The 22730-nt window shown below is 66.3% G+C and carries 32 protein-coding genes and 1 tRNA gene (1 of these 33 running past the window's edge); 17 read left to right on the top strand and 16 right to left on the bottom strand.

The features are described 5' to 3' along the window. Window positions 1–622: NAD(+)/NADH kinase (locus C448_RS03095; protein ID WP_004051851.1), on the bottom strand; the 622-nt coding region annotated here is incomplete at its 3' end. Window positions 623–1056: 434 nt separating this feature from the next. After that, window positions 1057–1131: transfer RNA gene (locus tag C448_RS03090), tRNA-Arg, on the bottom strand. A gap of 84 nt (window positions 1132–1215) precedes the next feature. On the opposite strand from C448_RS03090, the gene C448_RS03085 reads away from it, so the two are divergent. Beyond that, complete coding sequence (locus tag C448_RS03085; RefSeq protein WP_004051850.1) at window positions 1216–1767, top strand: AAA family ATPase; 552 nt, start codon at window positions 1216–1218, stop codon at window positions 1765–1767. Next, the gene (locus C448_RS03080) at window positions 1767–2177 is read left to right on the top strand and encodes an RNA-binding domain-containing protein (RefSeq protein WP_004051849.1); all 411 of its coding nucleotides are present in this window, start codon (window positions 1767–1769) and stop codon (window positions 2175–2177) included. Before C448_RS03085 ends, C448_RS03080 begins: the two co-directional genes overlap by 1 nt. On the opposite strand, the gene C448_RS03075 is transcribed toward C448_RS03080, so the two are convergent. The 11 genes from C448_RS03075 to thpR form a co-directional block, all read right to left on the bottom strand. Beyond that, the gene (locus C448_RS03075) at window positions 2161–3237 is read right to left on the bottom strand and encodes a molybdopterin-dependent oxidoreductase (protein ID WP_004051848.1); all 1077 of its coding nucleotides are present in this window, start codon (window positions 3235–3237) and stop codon (window positions 2161–2163) included. The two genes, C448_RS03080 and C448_RS03075, sit on opposite strands and share 17 nt — an antisense overlap. Before the next feature lie 37 nt (window positions 3238–3274). After that, complete coding sequence (locus C448_RS03070) at window positions 3275–4249, bottom strand: lamin tail domain-containing protein (RefSeq protein ID WP_004051847.1); 975 nt, start codon at window positions 4247–4249, stop codon at window positions 3275–3277. A 144-nt stretch (window positions 4250–4393) separates the two neighbouring features. Then, window positions 4394–4951, bottom strand: coding sequence for a magnesium transporter (locus C448_RS03065; protein ID WP_004051846.1), 558 nt, complete (start codon window positions 4949–4951; stop codon window positions 4394–4396). Beyond that, window positions 4952–5536 (bottom strand): magnesium transporter, encoded by a 585-nt coding sequence (locus tag C448_RS03060; protein ID WP_004051845.1) that lies wholly within the window; start codon window positions 5534–5536, stop codon window positions 4952–4954. It lies immediately after the preceding gene. A 48-nt stretch (window positions 5537–5584) separates the two neighbouring features. Further along, a complete protein-coding gene (locus C448_RS03055) occupies window positions 5585–6985 on the bottom strand; it encodes a signal recognition particle protein Srp54 (protein ID WP_004051844.1) in 1401 nt (466 codons plus the stop codon). Window positions 6986–7076: 91 nt separating this feature from the next. Continuing rightward, complete coding sequence (gene ftsY, locus C448_RS03050; protein ID WP_004051843.1) at window positions 7077–8546, bottom strand: signal recognition particle-docking protein FtsY; 1470 nt, start codon at window positions 8544–8546, stop codon at window positions 7077–7079. A gap of 3 nt (window positions 8547–8549) precedes the next feature. Next, entirely contained in the window at window positions 8550–9026 is a 477-nt protein-coding gene (pfdA, locus tag C448_RS03045; protein ID WP_004051842.1) for a prefoldin subunit alpha, read from the bottom strand. Window positions 9027–9140: 114 nt separating this feature from the next. Beyond that, complete coding sequence (locus C448_RS03040; protein ID WP_004051841.1) at window positions 9141–9806, bottom strand: translation initiation factor IF-6; 666 nt, start codon at window positions 9804–9806, stop codon at window positions 9141–9143. A gap of 1 nt (window position 9807) precedes the next feature. Beyond that, window positions 9808–10086 (bottom strand): 50S ribosomal protein L31e, encoded by a 279-nt coding sequence (locus C448_RS03035; RefSeq protein WP_004051840.1) that lies wholly within the window; start codon window positions 10084–10086, stop codon window positions 9808–9810. Next, window positions 10083–10235, bottom strand: coding sequence for a 50S ribosomal protein L39e (locus C448_RS03030; protein WP_004051839.1), 153 nt, complete (start codon window positions 10233–10235; stop codon window positions 10083–10085). Before C448_RS03030 ends, C448_RS03035 begins: the two co-directional genes overlap by 4 nt. 56 nt (window positions 10236–10291) lie before the next feature. After that, window positions 10292–10843 carry an RNA 2',3'-cyclic phosphodiesterase gene (gene thpR, locus C448_RS03025; RefSeq protein WP_004051838.1) on the bottom strand — a complete coding sequence of 184 codons (552 nt, stop codon included), beginning with the start codon at window positions 10841–10843 and terminating at the stop codon, window positions 10292–10294. A 52-nt stretch (window positions 10844–10895) separates the two neighbouring features. On the opposite strand from thpR, the gene C448_RS03020 reads away from it, so the two are divergent. Then, the gene (locus C448_RS03020; RefSeq protein WP_004051837.1) at window positions 10896–11672 is read left to right on the top strand and encodes a tetratricopeptide repeat protein; all 777 of its coding nucleotides are present in this window, start codon (window positions 10896–10898) and stop codon (window positions 11670–11672) included. Beyond that, complete coding sequence (locus C448_RS03015) at window positions 11644–11937, top strand: DUF424 domain-containing protein (protein ID WP_004051836.1); 294 nt, start codon at window positions 11644–11646, stop codon at window positions 11935–11937. Before C448_RS03020 ends, C448_RS03015 begins: the two co-directional genes overlap by 29 nt. 1 nt (window position 11938) lies before the next feature. On the opposite strand, the gene C448_RS03010 is transcribed toward C448_RS03015, so the two are convergent. Then, the gene (locus tag C448_RS03010) at window positions 11939–12223 is read right to left on the bottom strand and encodes a GYD domain-containing protein (RefSeq protein ID WP_004051835.1); all 285 of its coding nucleotides are present in this window, start codon (window positions 12221–12223) and stop codon (window positions 11939–11941) included. Window positions 12224–12332: 109 nt separating this feature from the next. Between C448_RS03010 and C448_RS16240 the strand changes: the two genes are divergently transcribed. After that, complete coding sequence (locus C448_RS16240; protein WP_004051834.1) at window positions 12333–12476, top strand: hypothetical protein; 144 nt, start codon at window positions 12333–12335, stop codon at window positions 12474–12476. Window positions 12477–12494: 18 nt separating this feature from the next. Here C448_RS16240 and C448_RS03005 read toward each other — a convergent pair whose 3' ends face one another. Continuing rightward, window positions 12495–12710 (bottom strand): hypothetical protein, encoded by a 216-nt coding sequence (locus C448_RS03005; RefSeq protein WP_004051833.1) that lies wholly within the window; start codon window positions 12708–12710, stop codon window positions 12495–12497. Between the two features lie 206 nt (window positions 12711–12916). Between C448_RS03005 and C448_RS03000 the strand changes: the two genes are divergently transcribed. Together C448_RS03000 and C448_RS02995 are read left to right on the top strand one after the other, a co-directional pair. Further along, a complete protein-coding gene (locus C448_RS03000) occupies window positions 12917–14164 on the top strand; it encodes an aminotransferase class V-fold PLP-dependent enzyme (protein ID WP_004051832.1) in 1248 nt (415 codons plus the stop codon). 122 nt (window positions 14165–14286) lie between these two features. Beyond that, window positions 14287–14658, top strand: a complete 372-nt coding sequence (locus C448_RS02995) for a DoxX family protein (RefSeq protein ID WP_004051831.1) — start codon at window positions 14287–14289, stop codon at window positions 14656–14658. 7 nt (window positions 14659–14665) lie between these two features. On the opposite strand, the gene C448_RS02990 is transcribed toward C448_RS02995, so the two are convergent. Further along, entirely contained in the window at window positions 14666–15274 is a 609-nt protein-coding gene (locus C448_RS02990) for an MBL fold metallo-hydrolase (RefSeq protein ID WP_004051830.1), read from the bottom strand. Window positions 15275–15365: 91 nt separating this feature from the next. On the opposite strand from C448_RS02990, the gene C448_RS02985 reads away from it, so the two are divergent. The 10 genes from C448_RS02985 to C448_RS16510 all read left to right on the top strand — a co-directional run. Further along, entirely contained in the window at window positions 15366–15545 is a 180-nt protein-coding gene (locus C448_RS02985) for a DUF5786 family protein (RefSeq protein WP_004051829.1), read from the top strand. Next, window positions 15542–16126 carry an endonuclease dU gene (locus C448_RS02980; RefSeq protein WP_004051828.1) on the top strand — a complete coding sequence of 195 codons (585 nt, stop codon included), beginning with the start codon at window positions 15542–15544 and terminating at the stop codon, window positions 16124–16126. The genes C448_RS02985 and C448_RS02980 overlap by 4 nt, the downstream gene beginning before the upstream one ends. Window positions 16127–16409: 283 nt before the next feature. Next, complete coding sequence (locus tag C448_RS02975; protein ID WP_004051827.1) at window positions 16410–16994, top strand: uracil-DNA glycosylase; 585 nt, start codon at window positions 16410–16412, stop codon at window positions 16992–16994. A 133-nt stretch (window positions 16995–17127) separates the two neighbouring features. After that, the gene (gene hisH / locus C448_RS02970) at window positions 17128–17781 is read left to right on the top strand and encodes an imidazole glycerol phosphate synthase subunit HisH (protein WP_004051826.1); all 654 of its coding nucleotides are present in this window, start codon (window positions 17128–17130) and stop codon (window positions 17779–17781) included. Window positions 17782–17831: 50 nt separating this feature from the next. Beyond that, window positions 17832–18776: a cation diffusion facilitator family transporter gene (locus C448_RS02965; protein ID WP_004051825.1), complete on the top strand. Its 945-nt coding sequence runs from the start codon at window positions 17832–17834 to the stop codon at window positions 18774–18776. 72 nt (window positions 18777–18848) lie between these two features. Continuing rightward, on the top strand, window positions 18849–21005 hold the full coding sequence (locus C448_RS02960; protein ID WP_004051824.1) for an ATP-dependent DNA helicase: 2157 nt from the start codon (window positions 18849–18851) through the stop codon (window positions 21003–21005). A gap of 208 nt (window positions 21006–21213) precedes the next feature. Further along, entirely contained in the window at window positions 21214–21567 is a 354-nt protein-coding gene (locus C448_RS02955) for a hypothetical protein (protein WP_004051816.1), read from the top strand. Then, window positions 21564–21785: a helix-turn-helix transcriptional regulator gene (locus C448_RS02950; protein WP_080503145.1), complete on the top strand. Its 222-nt coding sequence runs from the start codon at window positions 21564–21566 to the stop codon at window positions 21783–21785. Before C448_RS02955 ends, C448_RS02950 begins: the two co-directional genes overlap by 4 nt. A gap of 98 nt (window positions 21786–21883) precedes the next feature. Beyond that, window positions 21884–22306 carry a PPC domain-containing DNA-binding protein gene (locus C448_RS02945; protein ID WP_004051812.1) on the top strand — a complete coding sequence of 141 codons (423 nt, stop codon included), beginning with the start codon at window positions 21884–21886 and terminating at the stop codon, window positions 22304–22306. After that, window positions 22306–22730 carry the 5' portion of a DNA polymerase II large subunit gene (locus tag C448_RS16510; RefSeq protein ID WP_004051810.1) on the top strand. The gene runs 28 nt beyond the window's last position, so the window shows 425 of its 453 coding nt (coding positions 1–425); it begins with the start codon at window positions 22306–22308; its stop codon lies beyond the right edge, outside the window. The genes C448_RS02945 and C448_RS16510 overlap by 1 nt, the downstream gene beginning before the upstream one ends.

Genomic DNA, 22730 nt, shown 5'->3' with positions numbered 1-22730 from the left:
AGATGTGTATAAGAGACAGATCTGTGACGACGAGCGCCGGCACGTCGGGATGGACCAGCGGGCCGCCCTCGCTCAGGTTGTAGGCCGTGCTCCCAGTTTGAGTGGCGACGAGCACACCGTCGGCGTGGCTGTCGAGATACTCGCTGCCGTCGATCTCGACGGTGAACTCCGCGCCGCGACCGGGACCGCGATCACCCATCACGACGATCTCGTTGAGCGCACGCGGGAGCGATATATCCTCGCCGGTGACGCGTAGTCGGGGCACGGTCCGGGTCCGTGGCTCGCCCTCACGCTCGATGTGGTCGAGTTCGTGCGTGAGTTCGGCGAGCGCGTCGTCGGGCGAGGTCGCGTTGAGGAAGCCCACCTCGCCGAGATTGACGCCCATGATCGGCGTGGTGCCGACCTCGCGGGCAGTAAAGAGGAAAGTTCCGTCGCCGCCGATCGAGACGACGAGCGTGCAGTCGCTCATCCGCGCGACGGGGTAGCCATCGACTGCGAGTGCGTCGGCGGTCGCCTCGTCGATCCACACTTGGGCACCCGACTCGCGGAGGTGTTCGCGGACCTCGGCGGCGAGCGCGGCCGCTCGATCGTTGCCACGACGAGCGACGATACCGACCCTCATCGCCCCTCGTTTCACCTCCGCGAGCAAAAAGCGCGTGGTCCGCCCGCGCCGCGGGCGGCGGTTGCGGTCGCCGAGCGGTGCCTGGCGGATGAAGGGCGAGGTGCGCGAGCGAGGCGGAGCCGAGCGAGTAGCGAACGGAGTGAGCGCGCGCCGAGGGCTTCGGCGGAGGCGGTGCTGTGCGGTTCGTGAGTGGTAAGTATCCGCGCGAGTGCAACGAGCGCGGTTCACCGTGAGCGACCGTAGGGAGCGAGCGGGACGTTTTTAGCGTAGCTTTTTGCAAGGACCCTGAGCGAGCGCAGCGAGCGAACGGGGACGCAGTAAAAAGGTACTACGGGCACGGTGGGATTCGAACCACGGTCGTTCCGCTCGCTACGCTCGCTCCACTCCCTGCTTCGAATCCCCTGCGTGCCGGTTCGCTCCCTGCGGTCGCTGCACGGGCACGGTGGGATTCGAACCCACGGCCGTCGGATTAGAAGTCCGACGCTCTATCCGGGCTGAGCTACGTGCCCACAGGAGGGGGTGAGAGCGAGCGGTTCAAAAGCGATTGGGTCCGGTGCGGAGCGTTTAACAGCGATTCTCCACAAGAGGGCGCAATGAGCGTCATCGGTATCGTCGGCCTGCCGGGCAGCGGCAAGAGCGAGGCCGCCGCCGTCGCCCGCGAGATGGGGATCCCGGTCGTGACGATGGGCGACGTCATCAGGGAGGCCTGCCGCGATCGAGGGCTCGATCCCGCCGAACACCACGGTCGCGTGGCGCAGGCGCTCCGCGAGGAGAGTGGTCCCGGAGCCATCGCCGAGCGCTCGCTGCCGATCATCGAGCGCGAACGCGGTGAGTCCTCGACGGTGCTCGTCGACGGCATCCGGTCGGGCGTCGAGGTCAAACGGTTCGAGGAGCGGTTCGGCGAGGCGTTCTCGCTCATCGCCATCGAGGCCCCGTTCGAGGTGCGTGCCGAGCGCATCGATGCGCGGGGTCGCGACGTCGCGAGCGCCGACGGCGGCGAGAGCCTCGACGCCCGCGACGAGCGCGAACTCGGCTTCGGGATGGACGATGCCATCGAGCGCGCCGACAGGCGGATCGCAAATACCGACTCGCTCGCGGCGTTTCAGGACCGCATCCGAACGCTGCTTGCGGAGGAAGGGCAGTGATGTACCGCATCGATGTCGAACTCGCCGCGCCGGTTAACGACACCGAAGTCACCGAACGGGTCGTCACGGCCGTCGAGAACCTCGTGCCCGGTGCGGAGATCGAGCGCGCGCCCGGCGAGGTGCGCGCCGAAACCCATAGTTTGGACCACTTCTCGGAGCTACTGCACGACCAGGAGATCCTCGACAGCGCCCGCAACGAGTTCTTCGCCGACCGTCAGGGCGACATCGTGCGCGTCGCGCTGAAGAAACAGGCCGCCTTCGAGGGCGTCGTCAACTTCGCGGTCGGCGAGCCGGACGAGCTCGGCGACATCGAGCTACGGATCCGGGTCCACGAGCCGAGCGTCGAGGAGTATATCGATCACATCGCGCCGCCGACCGAAGACGGAGCGCCGGTCAGCGATCGCTCGTAGAGTTCTCGTCGAACCCGCTGACGAAGATCGCCAGCCACTCGCTCGTGTCGCGCTGGCGGCTGACCTCGATCCCGTCGACCCACTTCACCCACTGGAAGCCGCGCCGGCCGGGCGCGACCAGCCTGAGCGGGAAGCCGTGGCCGTGCGAGAGCCGCTCGCCGTCGGTGTGAGTGGCGAGCAGCGCGTCGCGGGCCTCCTCGATCGGGAGACTCCAGCGATAGCCCGTCACCGAGCGGAAGGAGACCCACCGTGCCGCGGGATCGGGCTCGATCGTATCGAGGAGATCGCCAACCCGTAGGCCGCGCCAGTCGTGAGTCGAGTACCAGCCGCTCGTGCAGTCGAGAGTGGTGCGCTCCGTTCTCTCGGGGTCGAGATCGTCGATCGAGAGCGTCCGCTCGCGTGTGACCGCGCCCCCGACCCGGAGTTCCCAGTCGGCGGGGTCGATCGGGTCGGGATCGTCGGCGACCCAGCTCGTCACCGGGAAGGCGTTGGCCGCGTCCGTCCCCTCCTCGGTCGAACCGGTGAAGCGCTGGTCGGTGGCGAGCCCGAGCAGGCGGTTCGCCCCGCGCTGGAAGCGCCACGCGAGCGCGCCGAAACCGACGACCGCGAGCGAGGAGAGCGCCGTCCGCCGACCCTCGAAGTCGTCCGTGCTCGGGAGATGGATCCGTCCACGAAGATGGATAAGCAGGACGGGAACGACGAGAACGCCGAGCGCCATGTGGACGAACAGGAGCAGCCACGGGCCGACCATCGGCGTCGCGCCCGAGGTCCAGACGAACCCGGTGGCGAGCGCCGCGAGCGCGAGACCGGTCAGGAGAACCGAGACGATCGTGCCCCGATTCCACGCCGCCCGGTTGGTCAGTCGCGGGCGCACGCGGCGGAGTTTCCAGAAGAGGAGGAGAACGAGCGCCAGCCCACCTATCCCGTGAAGGACGAAGACGATCGCGTCGCCGGGCCGTCCGGAGACGAGGCTCAGCAGGCCGGTAGCGACCGCGAAACTCACAGTTACGAGGATCGATAAGTCGACCAGCCGCGGCGGGAGTTCGAGGCGCGATGCCACAGCTCGGCTACGGCTGCCAGCCGGTTGAGTGCTGCGCTCAGCCGTACGAACGCCGCGCGACGACCGCGCCGCTCGCGTTCGCGACGACCACGGTGTCGCCGTCGTTGTTCCAGACGGCGCTCGTCGCTCCCCAGTAGCGGTCGGTGTCCGTGTCGGTTCCGCGTCCGGTGTGCAGCGTGAGACTTGCACCAGCGGCGAGGGTGGCGTCGCTCGGGAACGAGTAGGTGTGGTCCGCTTCATCGCGGACCGTCCAGCCGTCGAGGGCGATCGGGGCCGACCCGCTGTTTTCGAGAGTGACGGTCTCCTCGTCGAGGTTCGCGTTGTCGTTGCCCGGTGCGTCGGCGGCGATCGCGGCGATCGTGAGCGGCCTGTCGTCGGAGCCGGTCGGTGTTGCCGACGGCTCGTTTGCACACAACCAGAGAGCCGTCCCATTCCGCCGGGCGCGCGCCTCGGCCCGGGAGAACCGCTCGCGGCCCTCGAACTGGTCGTCGTAGACTCGCGCGTGGCCCGTCGCGACGAGCCGATAGTTGAGACGATGGCCGTCGTGGCGGACGAACGCCAGCAGACGATCGTAGCGTCCGCGGCCGTCGATCTCCACGAGTCGCACCGTCTCACCGGCAACCGCCCGCGTCGTGAACGTGCTCGCCTCGTCGCCCGCGTCGCCGAGACACGCCGCGCCGGCGTCGCTGTCGGGCACGCCCTCGAACTCGCTCGGATTCGTAGGGACGTGGACCTCGGGCGTGTCGACGCCGCGCAGCCGGACCGTGTCCGTGGTTCCGTTGGGATATCTGACGTCGAGTGTATCGCCGTCGACGACGTGCGTGACGGTCGCTCGAAGCCCGGAGTTCGCCGTCTTCGCCGAGGACCCCATATCGACACCGGTGTTCGCAGCGGAGGTATCGACCATCGTGGTCGCCGCGGTGGCGTTCGGCGATCCGTCAGCGCCCGGCCCGGTGGCCATGCAGCCGGCGAGGACGAGACAGCCGACGAGCAGCCACACGCCACGATCCATGCGCCACCGAACGTGGCCAGGTTCCTAAATCCGCCGTCCTGCTTATACTGTCGGACAGAAGTACGCAAAGATTCGATTCCGGGAACCCACTGCAACGAGCTGAGTTTCGCGTCACAGGTTCTCGATCGGATCTGTCCGACAGTATCAGACGACGATCTGAACGACGGCGAACAGAACGACGACTCCGAGCACGTCCGAAACGTTCGTCACGACCGGAATCACCACGTCGTCGGGATCGAGGCCGAATCGGTAGGCAGCGTAGGTCGCCACGATAGTGACGAGAACGGCGAGCACGGCCAGGATCGCGCCGCTGGCCGTCGCGACCAGCAGGACCGTCGCGAGCGCGAGTTGGGTTTCGGCGACCAGCGCCGACAGCGCCCACGCACCGGCACCCACGGCCGGAAAGACGGTGAACGAGAGAGCGACGGTCGCGACGGCGTTGCCCGCAAGAACCTCGTCGTCGGGTGCGAAGGAGAGCCGTCCCAGGTGAAGGGCCGTCGAGAGTCGCGCGGCGAGCACGCTCCCGAGGTTGCCGGCGGTGCCGATGGTGACGGGCACGAGCACGAGCAGCGAGGGGAACTGGAGCAGGGTTGCCTCGAACGAATCGAGCACGAGACCGCTCCCGAGTTCGACGAGCGTGAGCACGAAGAGGATCGGCAGCATTGCGCGCGTGATCGCCCGTACCGACCACTCGGTCGCCACTCAGCCGCCACCCCCGAGCAGCGCGAGGACGACCCGGACGGCCAGGAGGAGAAAGAGGAGTCCGAAGACGTCGCCGGTGGTCGTCACGACCGGCCCCACGATGGTGTCGGGGTTGTAGCCGCGCCGGTAGCCCGCAAAGACCACCACCACGACCGCCGTCGCCAGGACAGCACCGGAGAGCGCACCCGCGATGGTGGCGATCGCAACGAGCGTGAGCAGCGAGGCGTGTGGCAGTCCGAGCAGCGTCAGCACGAAATACGTGGCGACGGCGGCGAAGACGCTCACGAGTAGAGCGTTCACGAGAGCGGCCGTAACTGCCGCCCGAAGACGCTCGTCGCCACCGCGTACCCGCGGTTCGATGAGACCCTGATGGAGCGCGGTCGCCAACCGCGCGCCGAAGGAGCCGAAGACGTTGCCCCGTGTGGCCAAAAACGCCGGTACGAGCATGAGCAGTCCGCTGACGACTCGGAGTTCGTCCTGCATCCCGCCGAGAACGACTCCCGAGAGAAGCCCGGCGACAAGGCTCACCGACAGCGCCGGCAGCGCTTCGCGGTAGGCCTCGCGCGCGACCTCGACGACGCTCATTGGCGTGTCGAGCGCCGCCATCGGTAAAAACACGTCCGCTTCGCGCTCTCAGAACGGGCCGCCACCGCCGCCCATCCCACCCATGCCGCCCATCCCGCCGCCACCATCGCCCTGTTCCATGCGCTTCATCATCCGCTGCATGTCCGCATCGCCCATCCCCTGGAACTGCTTGAGGGTGCGCTCCATCATCCGATGTTGTTCGAGCAGTTCCTGAACGCGCTCCTCGGGCTGGCCGGAGCCGCGCGCGACGCGGCGGACCTGATTCGCGCCCACGGAACGGGGGTTTTCGAGCTCCTTGTCGGTCATCGAGTCCATGACGACCTCGAAGCTCCGCATTCGATCCTGCGTGACGTCCATCGCGTCGTCGGGGAGCTGATCCTTGAGCCCGCCGCCGAGCCCGGGGATCATGTCGAGCACCTGGTCGAGCGGCCCCATCTTGTTCATCGCATTCATCTGGTGACGCATGTCCTTGAGCGTGAACTGGCCGGACATGATGTCCTCGGGGTCCCAGTCCTCCTCCTCGTCGCCGGTCTCCATCGCGCGCTCGACGCGCTCGGCGAGCTGCTTGAGATCGCCCATCCCGAGCAGCCGGGAGATGAACCCGTTCGGCTCGAAGCGCTCGACGTCCTGAACCGTCTCGCCGGTTCCGAGAAACGCGATCGACGAGTCGGTCTCGTTGACGGCCGTGAGCGCCCCGCCACCCTTCGCCGTCCCGTCGAGTTTCGTAATCACGACGCCGTCGACGCCGATGGCCTCTTCGAAGCGCTGAGCCTGATCCTTCGCGCCCTGCCCGATCGCCGCGTCCATCACGAGCAGTCTGCGGTCCGGATCGACAGTATCGTCGATCGTCTCGATCTCGTCGATGAGCCCCTCCTCCAGTGCGTGGCGACCCGCCGTATCGACGATGTGGACGTCGGCCTCCTCGGTGGCGGCGAGCCCCTCACGGGCGATCTCGACCGGATCGTCGTTGTCCGGATCGCCGTAGAAGCTGACCTCGGCGCGACTGGCCATCTCCTCGGCCTGATCGTACGCACCCGGACGGAAGGTATCGGTCTGGATGATCGCGGGGCGGAGCCCCTTCTTCGAGAACCACCAGGCCATCTTCGCCGCCGTGGTCGTCTTCCCCGAGCCCTGGAGCCCGGCGAGCAGGATCGTCTGTGACTCCAGCGGGAGCTCGGTGCTATCGCCGACGAGATCGACCATCTCCTCGTAGACGATCCGGAGGACGAAATCCCGAGCGGTCGTCCCGCCCGGCGGCTCCTCTTCGAGCGCGCGCCGCTCGATCTCGTCGGAGAGCTCCATCACGAGGTCGATCTCGACGTCGGCCTGGATCAGCGAGCGCTGGATCTCTCGGACGACCTCCTCGACGTCCTCCTCGTCGAGGCGCGTCTTTCCCTGCAGTCGATCGAGAGTACCCCGCAGTGAACTCCCGAGATCGTCGAGTACCATTTGGCGGGGTTAGGCCGTGTAGCGGTTAAAGGCCTTCTGGACAGCCAGTATTTCGGGGACAGTCGAAGAGTGCGGCTCGAACGAAATTTCGCTACTCCTCGTCGCCGAGCAGTCGGTCGACGAGCACGTCGGGCTCGAACCGTTCGAGATCGTCGTAGCCCTGGCCGGTGCCAAGGAAGAGAATGGGTTTGCCGGTGACGTGTGCGATCGAGATGGCTGCGCCACCCTGTGAGTCGGCGTCGGCCTTCGCGAGGATCGCACCGTCGATCGTCGCAGCGTCGTCGAACTCGCTGGCGCGGTTCGTGGCGTCTTGGCCCGCGACCGCCTCGTCGACGAACAGCGTCATGTCGGGATCGACGACGCGGTCGATCTTCTCCAACTGGGCCATCAGGTCGTTCGAGGTGTGGAGCCGCCCCGCCGTATCGCCGAGCACCACGTCGATGTCGTGGGCCTCGGCGTACTCGACGGCGTCGTAGAGCACGGCCGCCGGGTCCGATCCCTGCTCGTGGGCGATATACTCCTTGTCGAGATTGTCGGCGTGTTCGCCGAGCTGCTGGTTCGCGCCCGCACGGTAGGTGTCGCCGTTCGCGAGCACGGTCGAGAGGCCACGCTCCTCGAAGTAGCGCGCGAGTTTGGCGATCGTCGTCGTCTTGCCGACGCCGTTGACGCCGGTGAAGACGATCGTCACGGGTTTGTTCGCCTCGGTGATCCGCTGCTCGAAATCGAACTGGCCGACCGAGATGACCTCGCGGAGCGCCTCGGCGAGCGCCTCCTCGACGACCAGGCCCGTGCCCTTCACCTGCGCGCGCGTCGCGCCGGTGAGCTCCTCGCGCAGTCGGTCGAGGATTGCCTCGGTGACGCTCATCTCGACATCGCTTTCGAGCAGCGCCATCTCCAGCTCGAACAGCGGCTCCTCCAGCTCGGCGGCCTCGATGAGCGACTGGCCGGTGGCGAACAGCTTCGCGCGCGTCCCGATCCCGAGCGAGTCGTCGCCCTCGTCTTCGGTTTCGTCGACCGCCGACGGTGACGGGCGACGAAGCCTGGTTGGTTCGCGCTCGTCCGCAGCCTCGGACTCCGCTTCCATTTCGCCAGCCTCGTCCGCTTCGGCCGTTCCTACTGTCTCGGTCTCGTCATCGTCGACCGACGGTTCGACCGTCCCGGGTTCGACCGCCGTCTCGGACTCGACTGATTCGCTATCGGCCGATTCGCTACTAACCGGTTCGCCACCGACCGACGCGTCGACCGGCTTGTCGGGTTCCGTCGGTGTGTCGGGTTCGTCAGATACGTCGGATTCGGCCGGTGTGTCGGGTTCTGCCGACGTTTCGGGCTCCGCTGGCGAAGGATCGGGTGCATCGGGTTCGGCTACCGGATCGCCGGCCTCGTCAATTTCGGTGTCCTCGACTGCGTCGGCGTCGCTCTCGGGAACGGGTTCGTCGGTTTCGGCCGCTGCTTCCGACTCCTCGACGCCCTCTTCGTCCTCGATATCGGCGGCCGCTTCGTCGATCTCCTCCTCGGCGTCGCGGCGAAAACTGCTGAGTCGGTCTTTGAGTCCGTCGAACATCGCCTACTCGTCGTCCGATTCCTCTCCCAGCCCACCCATCTGGCCCTGGAGCTGCTGCATCTGCTGCTGTTGGAGCTGCTGGGCCTGCTGTTCGAGCTGGTCACGCTCGCTCTCGATCTCCGTGATCTCCTCGTCGACCTCGTCGATGCGGTCGTCGAGCGCGTCGCGCTTGCGTTCGAGCGTCTCGATCGCCCCCTCCTCGTCGCGTTCGGCCGCGTAGCCACCGCCGAGGCTCACGACTGTCTCGTCGACGTCCTGAACTTCTGCACGGACGTAGGCATCGCCGCCGAGGGGCACCTGCACCGTCGCGCCGCTGTCGAGGTTTTCGAGTGCCTCAGTCGCCTCGTCGATCTCCCGCTGTTCCTCGCGGAACCCCTCGATCTCGTCCTCCATCGCCTCCTTCTGGCGTTCGAGAGCATCGAGCTCCTGCGAGAGCTGTTCGAGCTGACCGCCACCACCACCGCCGCCACCCAGACTCATCGGCCTGCCTCCGTGCGGTACACTCGACTATGCGTCTCGCTGTCAGTGACGAACGTATCCATATCCCCGCTTGGGTGAGCGCGCCGGAAGTATGTTGTCCTCTGTCGGCGCGTCTCAGTCGATGTAGCCGAGCGCGTCCTCGATGCGGCCGAGCTCCGGGCCCGTGCACTCCTCGCCGGCGACGTAGCCCGCCGCGTTCGCGAGCAGCCCCGAGCCGACGAGCGGCGCACCGTAGTTCACGGTCCCGATATCCGCCGGTACGCCGAGCAGCTCCTCCAAGAAGTCGAGCTCCTCGTCGGTCGCCTGTGGGTGACAGAGCACGCCACGATCGGTGGCGACCGCCGCCGTTCCCACGGTGCGGACGCCCGCGAGCATCCCCTGCTCGACGGGCACGTCGAGATGGTCGCCGACCGCCTCGACGGCGTCGTCGGGCAGGTCGGGATGAACGTAGGCACCCTCGTCGTTGGCCAGCACGACGTTGCCGGCGGCGTTGATCCGGCCGGGCAGCGTCGCGACCGGCAGGTCGACGACGTCGGCGATGCGCTCGCGCTCGGTCGACGTGATGCGATCGGTCGTGAGCAGCCCGTTCGCGTTGCCGGCGACGAGCGCGCCAACGGTGCCGGAGCCGGCGACAGTCGTCTTCACGGCAGGCACGTCGAGCTCGTCGGTGAGTCCGTCGAGGAACGACTCCTCGATGTCGGGTCTGACGAGCAAGCAGTGGTCGGTCGCACGGGCGAAGACGCCGACGTACGAAGAACCGGAAAAGGCCGCGCGGAGCACGTTATTCGGCGTGCTCGGCTTCGACGACGCGCTCGCCCTCCTCCTCGAAGCGGGCGGCGCGTACGCGAAGCTTGCTCGGCGGGTTCGAGCGCCCGCGTGCCCAGACCGCCTCGTTGATCGAGGGGTCGAGGCGCACGGTGTCGGGGTCGGCCTTGAAGTGCTGAGCGAGATGCTCGCGGATGAGCGTCATCGCTCTGTCGGCACCTTCGTGGTTCGCGCCCGCCTTCACCTTGCGGAGCGGCACAGTGACAACGCGCTCCTCGAAGTCCTCGGCGCTCATTCGTCCGTGTCGCTCCGCCGCCAGTTGCGCCGTTTGGGGTTGCGCATCGTGTCGCGGTCGGTTTTCATGATGACCCACGCCGGCACGCGGGAGTTCTGTCGCTCGAGTTTCCCGAGGCGTTTCTTCTTCGCCTTCGAGTTCTTGCTCATGATGGACTCGTTTCCGCCGCGGCGCTTAAATCCTTGTCCTTCTGTCCGCCCATCGGTCACAACGCGAACCGCTCGACGGTGGTGTAGTCGGCTCCGTCGTCCGTGAGAACGCTCTCTGTCAGTTCGACCGTTGCGATCTCGCGGGTCCCGACCGTGGGATCGTCCTCACGGAGCACGCGCTGGACGTGCTCTTTCCCGCCGGCGTGATCCATCCGCGCGATCGTCGCGTGCGGCGTGAACTCGTGGGCTTCCGGGTCGAAGCCCATCTCGGTGGTTCGCTCCTCGATCGCCTCGTGCAACCGGGTCAGTTCGTCACCGCCCTCCCGGACGCCGATCCAGAGCACGCGGATGTACTCATCACTCGGGAACGCACCGAGTCCACCGAATTCCGCAGTGAAGGGATCGATGCCCGCTTCGTCGATCGCCGTTTCGAGCACGTCGGTGAGAGCCGGGACGCGCTCGTCGTTTACGTCATCGAGAAATTTCAGCGTGACGTGGACGGTTTCGGGATCGGTGCGTCTGACGCCGCTCGCGTCGGCGAATCGGTCCTGAATGCGCTCGATTTCGGTGTCGAACCCCGCGAGATCGACGCTGACGAACAGGCGCATGGTGGAACGAGGAGGCCACAGGCCTTAATCACGGTCGTCACATAGGGTGGCCATGACCGACGACGACCCGCGCGATCCCGACGAGGGCCGCGACCGGGACCATCCCTTCTCCGAGGGTGAGGGGTTCGACGATCCCGAGGGGTTCGACCTCGATCCGCCCGAACTCTCCGTCGACCCGAGCGAGGTCGACCCGATCGACTCCCGAGTTCTGACCGATCTACTCGACGAGCGCCAGCTCGGTACCGAGAACGTCGACGTCGAGGAACTCATCGACGTGGGACTGAGCTACATCGAGATCAACCGGTACGAACAGGCCACCGAGACGTTCGAGCGCGCCGCCCAGTTCGCCGAAGACGAACGCGTCGAACAGGAGGCCCGGGTGAACAAGGGCGCGGCCCACGCCGAACTGGAGGAGTACGACGCCGCCATCGGGGCCTACCGCGAGGCGCTCGACATCGACGCCGATGCCGACCACACCGCCAGCGCCGAGACCAATCTGGCGTACGCGCTCTGGGAGAGCGGGCGCAGCGAGCAGGCACTCGAACACGCCGAGCGCGCCGTCGAGCGCGACCAGCGCTTCGGACAGGGCTGGTACAACCGTGGCTTCTTCCTGCTCGAACGCGGGCTCGCCGAGGACGCGCTCGACAGCTTCGACAACGCGATCCGGCTCGGCTTCCGCAACGCCGAGGTGCTGGAGGAGAAAGCCCGCGCGCTCGAAGAGGTCGGTGAGGACGAGCGCGCCGAAGAGGTCGCCGAGGAGGCCAGAGAGCTGCGCGAAGAGGCCGAGGAGGAACTCGTCCGTGATCGTCAACGAGCGCGAAACAGCTGAAGGACGGCTCGTCGCCGTCTGTGACGACGACGTGCTCGGAGAGAGCTTCGAGAACGACGGCGTGACCTTCGAGGTCACCGAGGAGTTCTACGACGGCGAACCCGCCGACGAGGAGCGCGTCGTGGCGAGCCTCGCGCGTGCTCGCGTGGCGAACATCGTCGGCTCTCGGTCCGTGGATCTCGCGGTCGAACACGGCTTCGTCGAGGAGACGAACGTCCTCGACGTGGGCGGGACGACGCACGCCCAACTCGTGCGTCTCGGCTGAGCTACTCGTCGATCAGGTGGCCGAAATGTTCGATCGGCACACCCTCCATCGTCGTCATGTCGAGTCCGTGGCGCTCGGCGGCCAGCGAGAGCTCGAACACCGTATCGCGGTCGGGGGCCTCGAAGACCAGCAGGAAGTCGAACCGGCCGAGCAGCGCGTAGGTGTCGATCATCTCGGCGTCGAGCTCCTCGACTTCGAGGTTGATGTCGCCCCACAGCGAAGCGAGCTCCTGAAGGTCCTGAAACTCCGCTCCGTCGGCTTCGACCAGCGATAGCCACGTCTGCATGAGAGCGTTCGGCGGGCGCGCAGTAAAGGGATTTCGGCCGTCGATCCGAGCCCGGCTCGCTTGCTTGTGCCGGCCGTGATCGTATCCGCGTCGCGCCGCAGGAGTTCGCATGAGCTACTCGTCGACCATCGGCTGGTCGCTGTTCACCTCCGGCGTGGTCACGCTGCTGTTGAAGCTCGCGCCGTACGACTCGCTCTACTGGGGGATCGGACTGCTCGTCGTGGGGTTGCTCGTGATGTCGCGGCGACTCTGACGAACGAACCCCGGGCTTTCAGACGAGCCGTTCGTCCTCCCAGCCGCAGCTACACTTGGTTCGTGCGACGAGCACGCGACGACCGTCGGTACAGTTCGTATCGGTCGCCGTCGAGAGGTCGTGACGTTCCCCGTCGTCGGCCTCCGGACACCGCCGCACGAGCGGATCGAGCGACGGCGTCTGCTCGAAGCGAAGCTCCCCAGCCCCGTATGGCTCCCTGGCATCACGCACCATACAAACGGTAGATGGGGCCGCGCCCACTACACTCTTTCCGTTCGTCAGTGACACGATCGCCACGTCTGACCGGGCCACCGAGCCGATCGATCACGACGACGAGCGTGTGAGTAGCGCCCACCGGCAGGACTCGGCGACGATTGGGAGATCGTCGAGCGGGCGACTGACCGAAGGAGTGTTGGCCGTTCAGTTCCTACACATCGCCAATGAGCACTCGATCCGAGGAGCCGCTCGATATCGGGCGCATCAGGGACGAGTTCCCGATCCTCGAACGCGACGTCGGCGACGGTCAGCGCGTCGTCTACCTCGACAACGCCGCCACGAGCCAGACCCCCGACCGCGTGGTCGACGCGATGAGCGACTACTACCGGGGGACGAACGCGAACGTCCACCGGGGCATCCACCACCTGAGCCAGGAGGCCTCGCTGGCCTACGAGAACGCCCACGACCGCCTCGCCGAGCTCATCGGGGCCTCGGGCGGTCGCGAGGAGATGGTCTTCACGAAGAACACGACCGAGGGGCTGAACCTCGTGGCCTACGGCTGGGGACTGCGCGAGCTCGAACCCGGCGACGAGGTCGTGCTCACGGAGATGGAACACCACTCCTCGCTGGTCACGTGGCAGCAGATCGCCAAACGAACGGGAGCCGACGTGAAATTCATCGGCGTCGACGAGGCAGGCCACCTCGACATGGAGCACGCACGCGAGATCATCGGGCCAGACACCGAGATGGTCTCCGTGGCACACGTCTCGAACACGCTTGGAACCGTCAACCCCATCGCCGAACTCGCCGATCTCGCCCACGAGCACGACAGCTTCATCTTCGCCGACGGCGCACAGGCCGTCCCCCACCACTCCGTCGACGTCGAGGAGCTGGGCGTGGATTTCTACGCCTTCTCCGGCCACAAGATGTGCGGACCGACGGGCATCGGCGGGCTTTACGGCAAGAAGGATCTGCTGGCGGCGATGGAGCCGTTCATGTACGGCGGCGGGATGGTCCGCAAGGTCGAGTTCGACCGCACGACGTGGGCGGACGTGCCCGAGAAGTTCGAGGCCGGCACGCCGCCGATCGCCGAGGGGATCGCGCTCGCCGAGGCCGCCGACTACCTCGACGACGTCGGTCTCGACCGCATCGAACGCCACGAGCGCGAACTCGTCGAATACGCGATGGATCGGTTGGAGTCGTTCGACGACATCGAAATCTACGGGCCGCCGGCCGACGAGCGCGCGGGGCTCGTCTCGTTCAATCTCGACGGCGTCCACGCCCACGACCTCGCGAGCATCATGAACGACCACGCCGTGGCGATCCGGCCGGGCGATCACTGTACGCAGCCGCTCCACGACGTCTTGGGCACGGCAGCCTCGGCGCGCGCGTCGTTCTATCTCTACAACACGAAAGACGAGGTCGACGAGCTGATCGCCGCCATCGACGAGGCGCGCGAGCTGTTCGCCTGAGTTGCCGAGTTCGTCGCGTTTGGCAAGGGCTATGTGAGTGCCGCACCGAACGACTGTATCGTGATATCGACCACTGCGTTCGCGGCTCGATACGGCGAACAGTCGCGGGAGGCGACCCGCTGATGGGACGACTCGAAACACTCGGGCGTGCGCTGTTCGGCGGCGTACTCGCCTACACGGCGATCGACAACCTGCGCGACATCGAGGGGATGAGCGCCTACGCCGATTCGAAGGGCGTGCCGGCGGCCGACCGCCTCGTGCCGCTGTCGAGCGTCATGCTCCTGTTCGGCGGCATCGCCACCGTTCTCGGGCGCGCGCCGCGTCTCGCGGGCGGTGCGATCGCGGCATTTCTCGTCGGCGTGACGCCGACGATGCACGACTTCTGGAACAAGGACGAGGAAGAGCGTGATGGCCAGCTGATCCACTTCCTGAAGAACACCGCGATGCTCGGCGGCGCGCTCTTCTTCCTCGGGAGCGGCCCCGAGGAGAACTGAGTCGTTTTTAGTCGGAATATTTCGGTTCGCGGCGCTCGGCGCGTTCGAGCGCTCGCTCGATCACCCCGCGCACGTCGCCGTGGAACTCGTCGCCGTGACCGGCGTACATCCGTTCGACGCCCTCGGGCAGTCGGGCGAGGATCCGCTCGATGCTCTCGATGAGCACGTCTCTGGACTGGCCAGCCATGTCCGTGCGGCCGAAGCTGCCGTCGTCGAACGCGCCGTCGTCGTGAACCACGACGTCTCCGGAGAAGATCGTCGTCTCGGAGACCAGCGAGACGTGATCGTCGGCATGACCCGGCGTGTGGATCACGTCGAATCGTTCGTCACCGATGGCGACGGTGTCGCCGTCGGCGATTTTTTCCGTTCGTCGCGGATGATCACCGTAGGCGAGCAGGTCGGCGTCGAAGCGGTCGAGCACGGCATCGAGTTCGCCGACGTGATCGCCGTGCTGGTGCGTGAGGACGACCGCATCGAGCTCGTCGGTGTGCTCGGCGACGACGTCCTCGACGCCGGCCATCGTTCCGGCGTCGATCAGCACTGTGCGCTCGCCCGTGACGAGATAGACGTTCGCCGTGAACGTCTCTGCGCCCTCCGTGACGGTGTGGACGGCCATGCCGATCGTGGGGGAGCGAGCGTTTTGAGGCTGCCGAAAAACGACTGAAAGCTGACAAACGATTTTTCCGTTGCCTTCCCGTAGTCCACGTATGGGCTTTGGGAGCTACGATGAATCCGAACAGGGGAATCAGGAGTACGACACCGACTTCGAGGACGACGAAGACGGGCTCAAAACCGAGGAGGAGGCGCACGCGGGCGAGGTGAACTTCGAGTTCAGCGCCTCGAACGACGAGCTACTCGACAAACTCGAGGACATCAAAGAGGAGTGAAGGCCGGGACGCGCGCGCTCGGGATCGCCGAATCCTACCGGGGCGAGCGCGGCCGGAGCACGCTCGCTGGCGCGGTCGTCCGGGCCAGCCGCGTCGTCGACGGGTTCGTCGTCGGCTCCTGTGCCATCGGCGGCACCGACGCCACCGAGGCCATCGTCGATCTCCACGCCCGCCTCGACCGTGCGGACGTGAACTATCTCTTCGTCTCGGGCATCGCGCCCGCGTGGTACAACGTTCTCGACCTCCAGCGTCTCCACGACGCGACCGGGATACCCGTGCTCTCGATCTCCTTCGAGGAGAGTGAGGGCTTGGAACCGGCGCTGCGGGAGGAATTTTCGGGCGATGCGCTCGCGACCCGACTCGACACGTATCGTGCACAGCCGCCGCGCCGTCGATGCTCGGTCAACGACGAGACGTTGTTCGTCAGAAGCGTCGGTATCGACGACGAGGGGGCTGCCAGAGTGGTCCGCGGGTTCACGCTCGAAGGTGGACGGCCCGAGCCGCTACGGGTCGCCCGGCTGGCCGCCCGTGCCGCCGATTCCTGGACGACTGACGAATCGAAGACGGGTAGCGACGGCTGATTCGGGCTAATATCACCCCTATCTCGAAACTGCGCGAGAACCGCGAATGCTGACGACAATGAGAGACCGCAACCGCCCCGCACCGCCCACATACCTCCCCAACCGATTCGCTCGTTCGTTTCACTCACTCGCTCATCCCTCGCACAGTGTTCGCGCTCGGTGCTCGCCATTGCTCGCACACGAGCGCGAGCGCGCGCCGACCGCAGTCGAAACGGAGGGGATGCCAAAGCCGGACGGTTAAGACCTGTCGTGCCCCACGTCGCGTGTGAGCAAAACGGGCCATATGGACGGGCTGGAGGTCGATTCCTGCGAGCGCTGTCCCGCACTCTGCGAGTCGCGGAGCCGCATCGTCAACGGCGACGGACCGGACGACGCCGACCTGCTGTTCGTCGGCGAGGGACCGGGTGAGAACGAAGACGAGACCGGCGAGCCGTTCATCGGTCGGAGCGGGACGGTCCTCGATGACACGCTGCGCGACGCCGGGCTCGGCCGCGAGGACATCCGCATCACCAACTGTGTGCGCTGTCATCCGCCGGACAACCGCGATCCCCACACCGACGAACTCGCGAACTGTCGGGAGTTTCTGGAACAGGAGATCACGACCGTCGATCCCGAACTCGTCGTCACGCTCGGGAAGGTTCCGACCGAACACCTCCTCGGACGCGACGCGCGCGTGACAGAAGAGGCGGGCTCCATCGAGGAGGCCCGCATCGACGGAACACCACAGCGAGTGCTCGTCTGCGTCCATCCGGCGGCGACGCTCTACGACGGCTCGCAGAAGGAGACCTTCACCGAGACGGTCGCCACGGCCGCCGGTGTCATCGGCGCGGGCGAGGGCGATGGCCAGTCGCGTCTCGGCGGGTTCTGATCGCGACTATCGCACACCACCGATCACGAGCTGAGACACCGAAACGGATGAATTCGGGGCCGCTGCGCGACAGTGGATCGGTGCGATTGTCGCGATACCAAACCACTTTGCCAGCGCGGTGCGTGCGGCTCGTATGAGCACGGGACACGCCCAGCAGGCGACGGCGTCGGTGGCCGTCGTCGATTACGGGCTCGGCAACCTCCGGAGCGTGACGCGGGGCCTCGAACGCGCCGGGGCCAGCGTGGACGTTTCCGACGATCCGGCGGAGTTCACCACCGCCGACGGCATCGTTTTACCGGGCGTCGGCGCGTTCCGCGAGGGCGTCGAGAACGCCGGGCCGTACCGCGAGGCACTGCTGGAGGCGGCGGACGACGGCACGCCGGTGTTCGGCATCTGTCTCGGCATGCAGATGCTACTGACCACGAGCGAGGAGGCCGACCGCGCCGGCGAGGGCGAAGTCGAAGGGCTCGATCTGATCCCCGGTCGCAACCGGCGGTTCACCGGCGATATGAAAGTCCCCCACATGGGCTGGAACGAACTCGCTGTCGAACGCGACCACCCGCTCGTCGACGGTGTAAATGGAGAGTACGCCTACTTCGTTCACTCCTACTACGCGGCACCCGACGACGAGGGCGCGACCGTCGCCAGCACCGAGTACGGGACGCGGTTCCCGAGCATCGTCGCCGACGAGTCGGGCACCGTCTTCGGCACGCAGTTCCACCCCGAGAAGAGCGGCGAGACCGGCCTGCGAATCCTGCGGAACTTCGTGACGCTCTGTGACGAGTAGCCGGCCAGTCGCGTAGAAAGTCCTTTGCGAACGGCGCGAGCAGGACGAGCATGGCAGAAAGCAGATCCGTCGTCATCGCCGCCCTCGTCGCCAACGGGGCCATCGCCGTGCTGAAATTCCTCGGCTTTCTCCTCACCGGCAGCGCCGCGATGCTGTCCGAGACCTACCACTCGATCTCCGATACGGGCAACCAGATCTTCCTGCTCATCGGGATCCGGTACGGGAAGAAGGAGGCCAACCGCGAGCATCCGTTCGGCTACGGGAAGGCACAGTTCTTCTATAGCTTCCTCGTGAGCGTCTTGCTCTTCGGCATCGCGGGCTGGGAGAGCGCGAAACACGGCTACGACGCGATCGTCCATCCGCATCCGCCGGGCACTGGTATGGTTTCGCTTCCCGTGATCGGCTCCTTTCCCGGCGTCTGGGTCAACTACGCGGTGCTCGTCGGTGCGATCGCGTTCGAGAGCTACGCGCTGAAGAAGGCCCACGCGGCGATGCGCCGCCAGATCGACGACCACGGCTGGAGCGGCTTTCGCGAGGCGTTCCGGAAGACGAGCGACGTGACCACGCTGACGGCGCTGACCGAGGACACCATCGCGATATGCGGTGCGGGGCTGGCGCTGTTCGGGGTGTTTCTCAGTCGGATCACGGGCAATCCGCTCTACGATGCGGTCGCCGCCCTGCTCATCGGCCTCCTCCTGATGGGGTTCGCGGTCGCGCTCGCGTGGGAGAACAAGCGCCTCCTACTCGGCGAGAGCCTGCCGGCTGCCGAGGAGCGCGAACTGCGCGAACTCGTCGCCGGCTGGAGCGGTGTCGACACCGTCGTCGATTTCCGGACCGTCTATTTCGGCCCCGAGGAGGTCATCGTGACCGGCGACGTCGAGTTCGATCCGCGCTTCGAAACCACGTCGATCGACGAGCGGATCACCGAGATCGAGGACGCGCTCGTGGAAACCAACCCACAGGTACAGAAGGTCTATATCGAGCCCGAGGTGTAGCTACGGGGACGAGACCACTTCCGCCCCGGTACGCAAATCCTTATCCCCGAAGGCGCGCCAGTTTTCACTACTGTGGCCGCCGACGCGTCCCCCCTCCGGTTCTTTCCCTACGAGTCGCCGTACGAGAACCAGCGCGAGGCGATCGAACGCATCCACGATGCGCTCGGGGAGAGGACGGACGTCCTCTTCGAGGGTGCCTGCGGCACGGGCAAGACGCTCTCGGCGCTCGTGCCCGCCCTGGAGTTCGCCCGCGAGGAGGACAAAACCGTCGTGATCACGACGAACGTCCACCAGCAGATGCGTCAGTTCATCGAGGACGCCCGCGCCATCAACGACCGCGAACCGCTCCGCGCGACGGTGTTCAAGGGGAAATCCTCGATGTGTCATATCGACGTCGACTACGAGGAGTGTCAGGTGCTGCGCGACAGTACGAAGGACCTCGTGGATGCCGAGGAGGATCTCGACGAGCTCGAAGCGCGCGAGGAGGATCTCCTCGACGCGAGTCAGTCGGGCGACGCCGACGCGACCGAAGCGCGCAGCGCGGTGATGGACGAACTCGAAAGCGTCGAGAGCGAGGTCGAGGAGCTGCGCGAGGAGTCGATCTGCGAGCACTACTACAACAACCTCACCGTCGACACCGAGGCGTTCTACGCGTGGCTCGCCAGCGACGTGCGCACGCCGGAGGAGATCTACGAGTACGCAGAACAGGAGACCCTCTGTGGCTACGAACTCCTCAAGGACGGAATGGAGGAGATGGATCTCGTGGTCTGCAACTACCACCATCTGCTCGATCCCGTGATCCGCGAGCAGTTCTTCCGGTGGCTCGGCCGCGATCCGGAGGACGTCATCGCCGTGTTCGACGAGGCCCACAACGTCGAGAGCGCCGCGCGCGAACACGCCACCCGGACCCTCACCGAGACAACTCTCGACTCGGCGCTCGCCGAGTGCGACGACAGCGACGATCCGCGGGCTCCGCAGGCGAGAAACGTCGTGAGTGCCTTCCGGAAAGCACTCGTTTCGACCTACGACGACGAGCTGGGCTTCGGCGAGCGCGAACACATCGGCGAGGACTGGGAAGACCTGGAGATCGCCAACAGCGAGGGCCGTGACGACCTCACGCTCGCCTTCCTCGACGCCTACACCGGCCAGGGCATCGACACGGACGTCGAGGCGGCGCTCGCGCTCGGAGCAGCCCTCGACAGGGAGTACGACCGGAAGTACCGCAACGGCGAGACACAGGTTCGCAAGGAGTGCCAGACCCTACAAACAGCTCGGTTCGTCGAATCGTGGCTCGAAGACGGGGCATCCGGTGGTCGTCATCCCGTGATCTCGGTACGTGAGGGGCCCGATGGGGTCTACGGTCGTGCGGAATCCTTTGCCTCGATCCCGCGCGACGTGACCGAGCCGCTCTTTGAGAACCTCCACGCGAGCGTGCTGATGAGCGCGACGCTGCGGCCGTTCGACGTCGTGACCGACGTGCTCGGGCTGGAGGAACCCGAGACGATGGCCTACGGGCTGACGTTTCCCGAGCAACGCCGCCGGACGTTCGCCGTGGACACGCCAGCACTGTTCGCCAGCGAGCGCGACAGCAGGGACGTCCAGCGAACGATCACCGACACGCTCGACGACGCGATCCGGTTCACGCCGGGCAACACGCTCCTCTTCTTCCCGAGCTATAGCGAGGCCGAGCGCTATCACGACCGCGTCGCCGCCGCGACGAACGCGACGACGTATCTCGACGAGCCGGGCGAGGCCGTCGAATCGTTGCGCGAGCGCTTCGCCGCCGACGAGCACGGTGCACTCTTCACGTCGCTGTGGGGCACGCTCGCCGAGGGCGTGAGTTTCGACGGCGACGACGCCCACACCGTCGTCGTGGTCGGCGTCCCCTACCCGCATCTCGACGACCGGCTCGAAGCCGTCGAGGACGCCTACGACGCCGCCTACGGCGCTGGCTGGCAGTACGCCGTCGAGATCCCCACCATCCGCAAGACGCGGCAGGCGCTCGGGCGCGTGCTGCGCTCGCCCGAGGAGATCGGCGTGCGTGCGCTGCTCGACGCGCGCTACACCGAACGCGGCCGGCAGGAGATGGGCAAATACGGCGTCCGCGAGACGTTCCCCGAGGAGGAGCGCGCCGAACTGCTCGACGTCGCGCCGGAGAAACTCAAGTTCGCCATGCTCAACTTCTACTCCGATCACGCGGCCTACGACGGCGATCCGCCGACGCCCTGAGCGGGTCGACGAGCATTGGCATCTGATTTCCGAGTACGATCGATGTTCTGAGCAAGAGGTCAAGCAGCAACAGATTTATTATGGTGTGTAAAATACGCTTTACTGTAAAGCGAGCTTTACGGAACGTTCGCTTTACACACGAACGATGACACAAACCGAAACAACCGGACGGAAGCGCTTCACGAAGAGACGCCGTTACCGCCGTGTGATGGTCGGTGTGCTCCTCGCCGGCGTCGCCATCGGCCTCGCCCTCAGATCGATCGGCTATCCGTTCGTTGGCGAAGCAGTGTACTGGCTTGGGATCATCAGCGTCCTCGCGATCTGGCGCAGCACCTCCCTGACACTGTTCGACGAACGCGATCAAGAACTTGAACGACGCACAGCGATGACCACACTGAGTGTTTTCGCGGCGGTATTGGTCATTGGCGCGTCAGCCACTAGAGTGCTGGCGTGGGCCGGAATCTACACGGTTCCACCGGTACTCGCAGGTGCACTGTACGGCTACGTCGTACTGTTCCTGGTGGCGCTGTTCATCGGCGCGTGGTATCGGTATCGCGGATGAAAAACACGATTCGACGGCATCGAAACAGGACAGACATGAGCCAGGCCGACCTCGCGGCGGCCGTCGACGTCACTCGCCAGACGATCAACGCAGTCGAGCGCGAGCGCTACGATCCCTCGATCGAACTGGCGTTCAAACTGGCCGCCTATTTCGATTGCCGGATCGAGGACCTGTTCGATCCCGAGCTGAACGGAGTCGGGACGGACCACGACGACTGAAGTCCCGTCTCGGTGGGTCGATCACTCGACAGGGGGCCGACCCGATCGATGCCGTGGCGAACTGAAGGTTTTTGCCGCCGCCGCGCGAGTGGATGGATATGGACTACCGGGAACTCGACGGGGGGCGCGAGTTCGTCGCCGGGCTGGACCACGGCGCGGACTGGCGCACGGAGATCGAAGCGCTCGCGACCGACGCGGGCGTCGATGCAGGCTTTTTCGTCGCGCTCGGCGCGGTGCAGGACGTCGAACTGTTCTTCTACGATCAGGACAGGCAAGAGTACGATTCGGTGACGTTCGACGAACCGCTCGAAGTCGCCGCCTGCGTCGGTAACGTCTCGTGGCTCGACGGCGATCGGTTCGCCCACACCCACGCGGTCTGCTCGCGCGCGGACGGCTCGACCGTGGCGGGCCATCTGGATTCGGGCACAGTGTTCGCCGGCGAGGTGTATCTCCGGGAGTTCGACGCTCACCTCGAACGCGAACACGACGAGACGACCGATCTCGATCTCTGGCCGCTCTGATGAGAGCGGACGACGAACGCTACTTCGAGGGGATCGAGGGGCAGCTCGACGAGGCCATCGCGATCGCCGAGGAAGCACGCGGGAAGGGTGGCGATCCGACCCCCGAAATCGAGATCCCGGTCGCCAAGGACATGGCCGACCGCGTGGAGAACATTTTGGGGATCGAGGGCGTCGCCGAGCGCGTGCGTGAGCTGGAGGGCGAGATGAGCCGTGAGGAGGCTGCCCTCGAACTCGCGGCGGATTTCGCCGAGGGCCGGGTCGGCGATTACGAGACACAGGCCGGCACGATCGAGGGCGCGGTCCGGACGGCGGTCGCACTGCTCACCGAGGGTGTCGTCGCCGCCCCGATCGAGGGGATCGACCGGGTGGAGTTGGCCGACAATCCCGACGGGACGCAGTTCGTCCTGTCTCTTATACACATCTC

It is taken from the genome of Halococcus morrhuae DSM 1307 (assembly GCF_000336695.1).
GTDB lineage: Archaea > Halobacteriota > Halobacteria > Halobacteriales > Halococcaceae > Halococcus > Halococcus morrhuae.
Note: the sequence above shows the minus strand (reverse complement) of the source record. Positions and strands in the feature narration are given on the sequence as shown.

Coding starts and splice junctions, on each gene's coding strand:
- C448_RS03085 (WP_004051850.1), top strand. CDS start 1,216: ATGAGCGTCATCGGTATCGTCGGCCTGCCGGGCAGCGGCAAGAGCGAG.
- C448_RS03080 (WP_004051849.1), top strand. CDS start 1,767: ATGTACCGCATCGATGTCGAACTCGCCGCGCCGGTTAACGACACCGAA.
- C448_RS03070 (WP_004051847.1), bottom strand. CDS start 4,249: ATGGATCGTGGCGTGTGGCTGCTCGTCGGCTGTCTCGTCCTCGCCGGC.
- C448_RS03060 (WP_004051845.1), bottom strand. CDS start 5,536: ATGAGCGTCGTCGAGGTCGCGCGCGAGGCCTACCGCGAAGCGCTGCCG.
- C448_RS03055 (WP_004051844.1), bottom strand. CDS start 6,985: ATGGTACTCGACGATCTCGGGAGTTCACTGCGGGGTACTCTCGATCGA.
- ftsY (WP_004051843.1), bottom strand. CDS start 8,546: ATGTTCGACGGACTCAAAGACCGACTCAGCAGTTTTCGCCGCGACGCC.
- pfdA (WP_004051842.1), bottom strand. CDS start 9,026: ATGAGTCTGGGTGGCGGCGGTGGTGGTGGCGGTCAGCTCGAACAGCTC.
- C448_RS03035 (WP_004051840.1), bottom strand. CDS start 10,086: ATGAGCGCCGAGGACTTCGAGGAGCGCGTTGTCACTGTGCCGCTCCGC.
- C448_RS03030 (WP_004051839.1), bottom strand. CDS start 10,235: ATGAGCAAGAACTCGAAGGCGAAGAAGAAACGCCTCGGGAAACTCGAG.
- thpR (WP_004051838.1), bottom strand. CDS start 10,843: ATGCGCCTGTTCGTCAGCGTCGATCTCGCGGGGTTCGACACCGAAATC.
- C448_RS03020 (WP_004051837.1), top strand. CDS start 10,896: ATGACCGACGACGACCCGCGCGATCCCGACGAGGGCCGCGACCGGGAC.
- C448_RS03010 (WP_004051835.1), bottom strand. CDS start 12,223: ATGCAGACGTGGCTATCGCTGGTCGAAGCCGACGGAGCGGAGTTTCAG.
- C448_RS16240 (WP_004051834.1), top strand. CDS start 12,333: ATGAGCTACTCGTCGACCATCGGCTGGTCGCTGTTCACCTCCGGCGTG.
- C448_RS03005 (WP_004051833.1), bottom strand. CDS start 12,710: ATGGTGCGTGATGCCAGGGAGCCATACGGGGCTGGGGAGCTTCGCTTC.
- C448_RS03000 (WP_004051832.1), top strand. CDS start 12,917: ATGAGCACTCGATCCGAGGAGCCGCTCGATATCGGGCGCATCAGGGAC.
- C448_RS02995 (WP_004051831.1), top strand. CDS start 14,287: ATGGGACGACTCGAAACACTCGGGCGTGCGCTGTTCGGCGGCGTACTC.
- C448_RS02990 (WP_004051830.1), bottom strand. CDS start 15,274: ATGGCCGTCCACACCGTCACGGAGGGCGCAGAGACGTTCACGGCGAAC.
- C448_RS02985 (WP_004051829.1), top strand. CDS start 15,366: ATGGGCTTTGGGAGCTACGATGAATCCGAACAGGGGAATCAGGAGTAC.
- C448_RS02975 (WP_004051827.1), top strand. CDS start 16,410: ATGGACGGGCTGGAGGTCGATTCCTGCGAGCGCTGTCCCGCACTCTGC.
- hisH (WP_004051826.1), top strand. CDS start 17,128: ATGAGCACGGGACACGCCCAGCAGGCGACGGCGTCGGTGGCCGTCGTC.
- C448_RS02965 (WP_004051825.1), top strand. CDS start 17,832: ATGGCAGAAAGCAGATCCGTCGTCATCGCCGCCCTCGTCGCCAACGGG.
- C448_RS02955 (WP_004051816.1), top strand. CDS start 21,214: ATGGTCGGTGTGCTCCTCGCCGGCGTCGCCATCGGCCTCGCCCTCAGA.
- C448_RS02950 (WP_080503145.1), top strand. CDS start 21,564: ATGAAAAACACGATTCGACGGCATCGAAACAGGACAGACATGAGCCAG.
- C448_RS02945 (WP_004051812.1), top strand. CDS start 21,884: ATGGACTACCGGGAACTCGACGGGGGGCGCGAGTTCGTCGCCGGGCTG.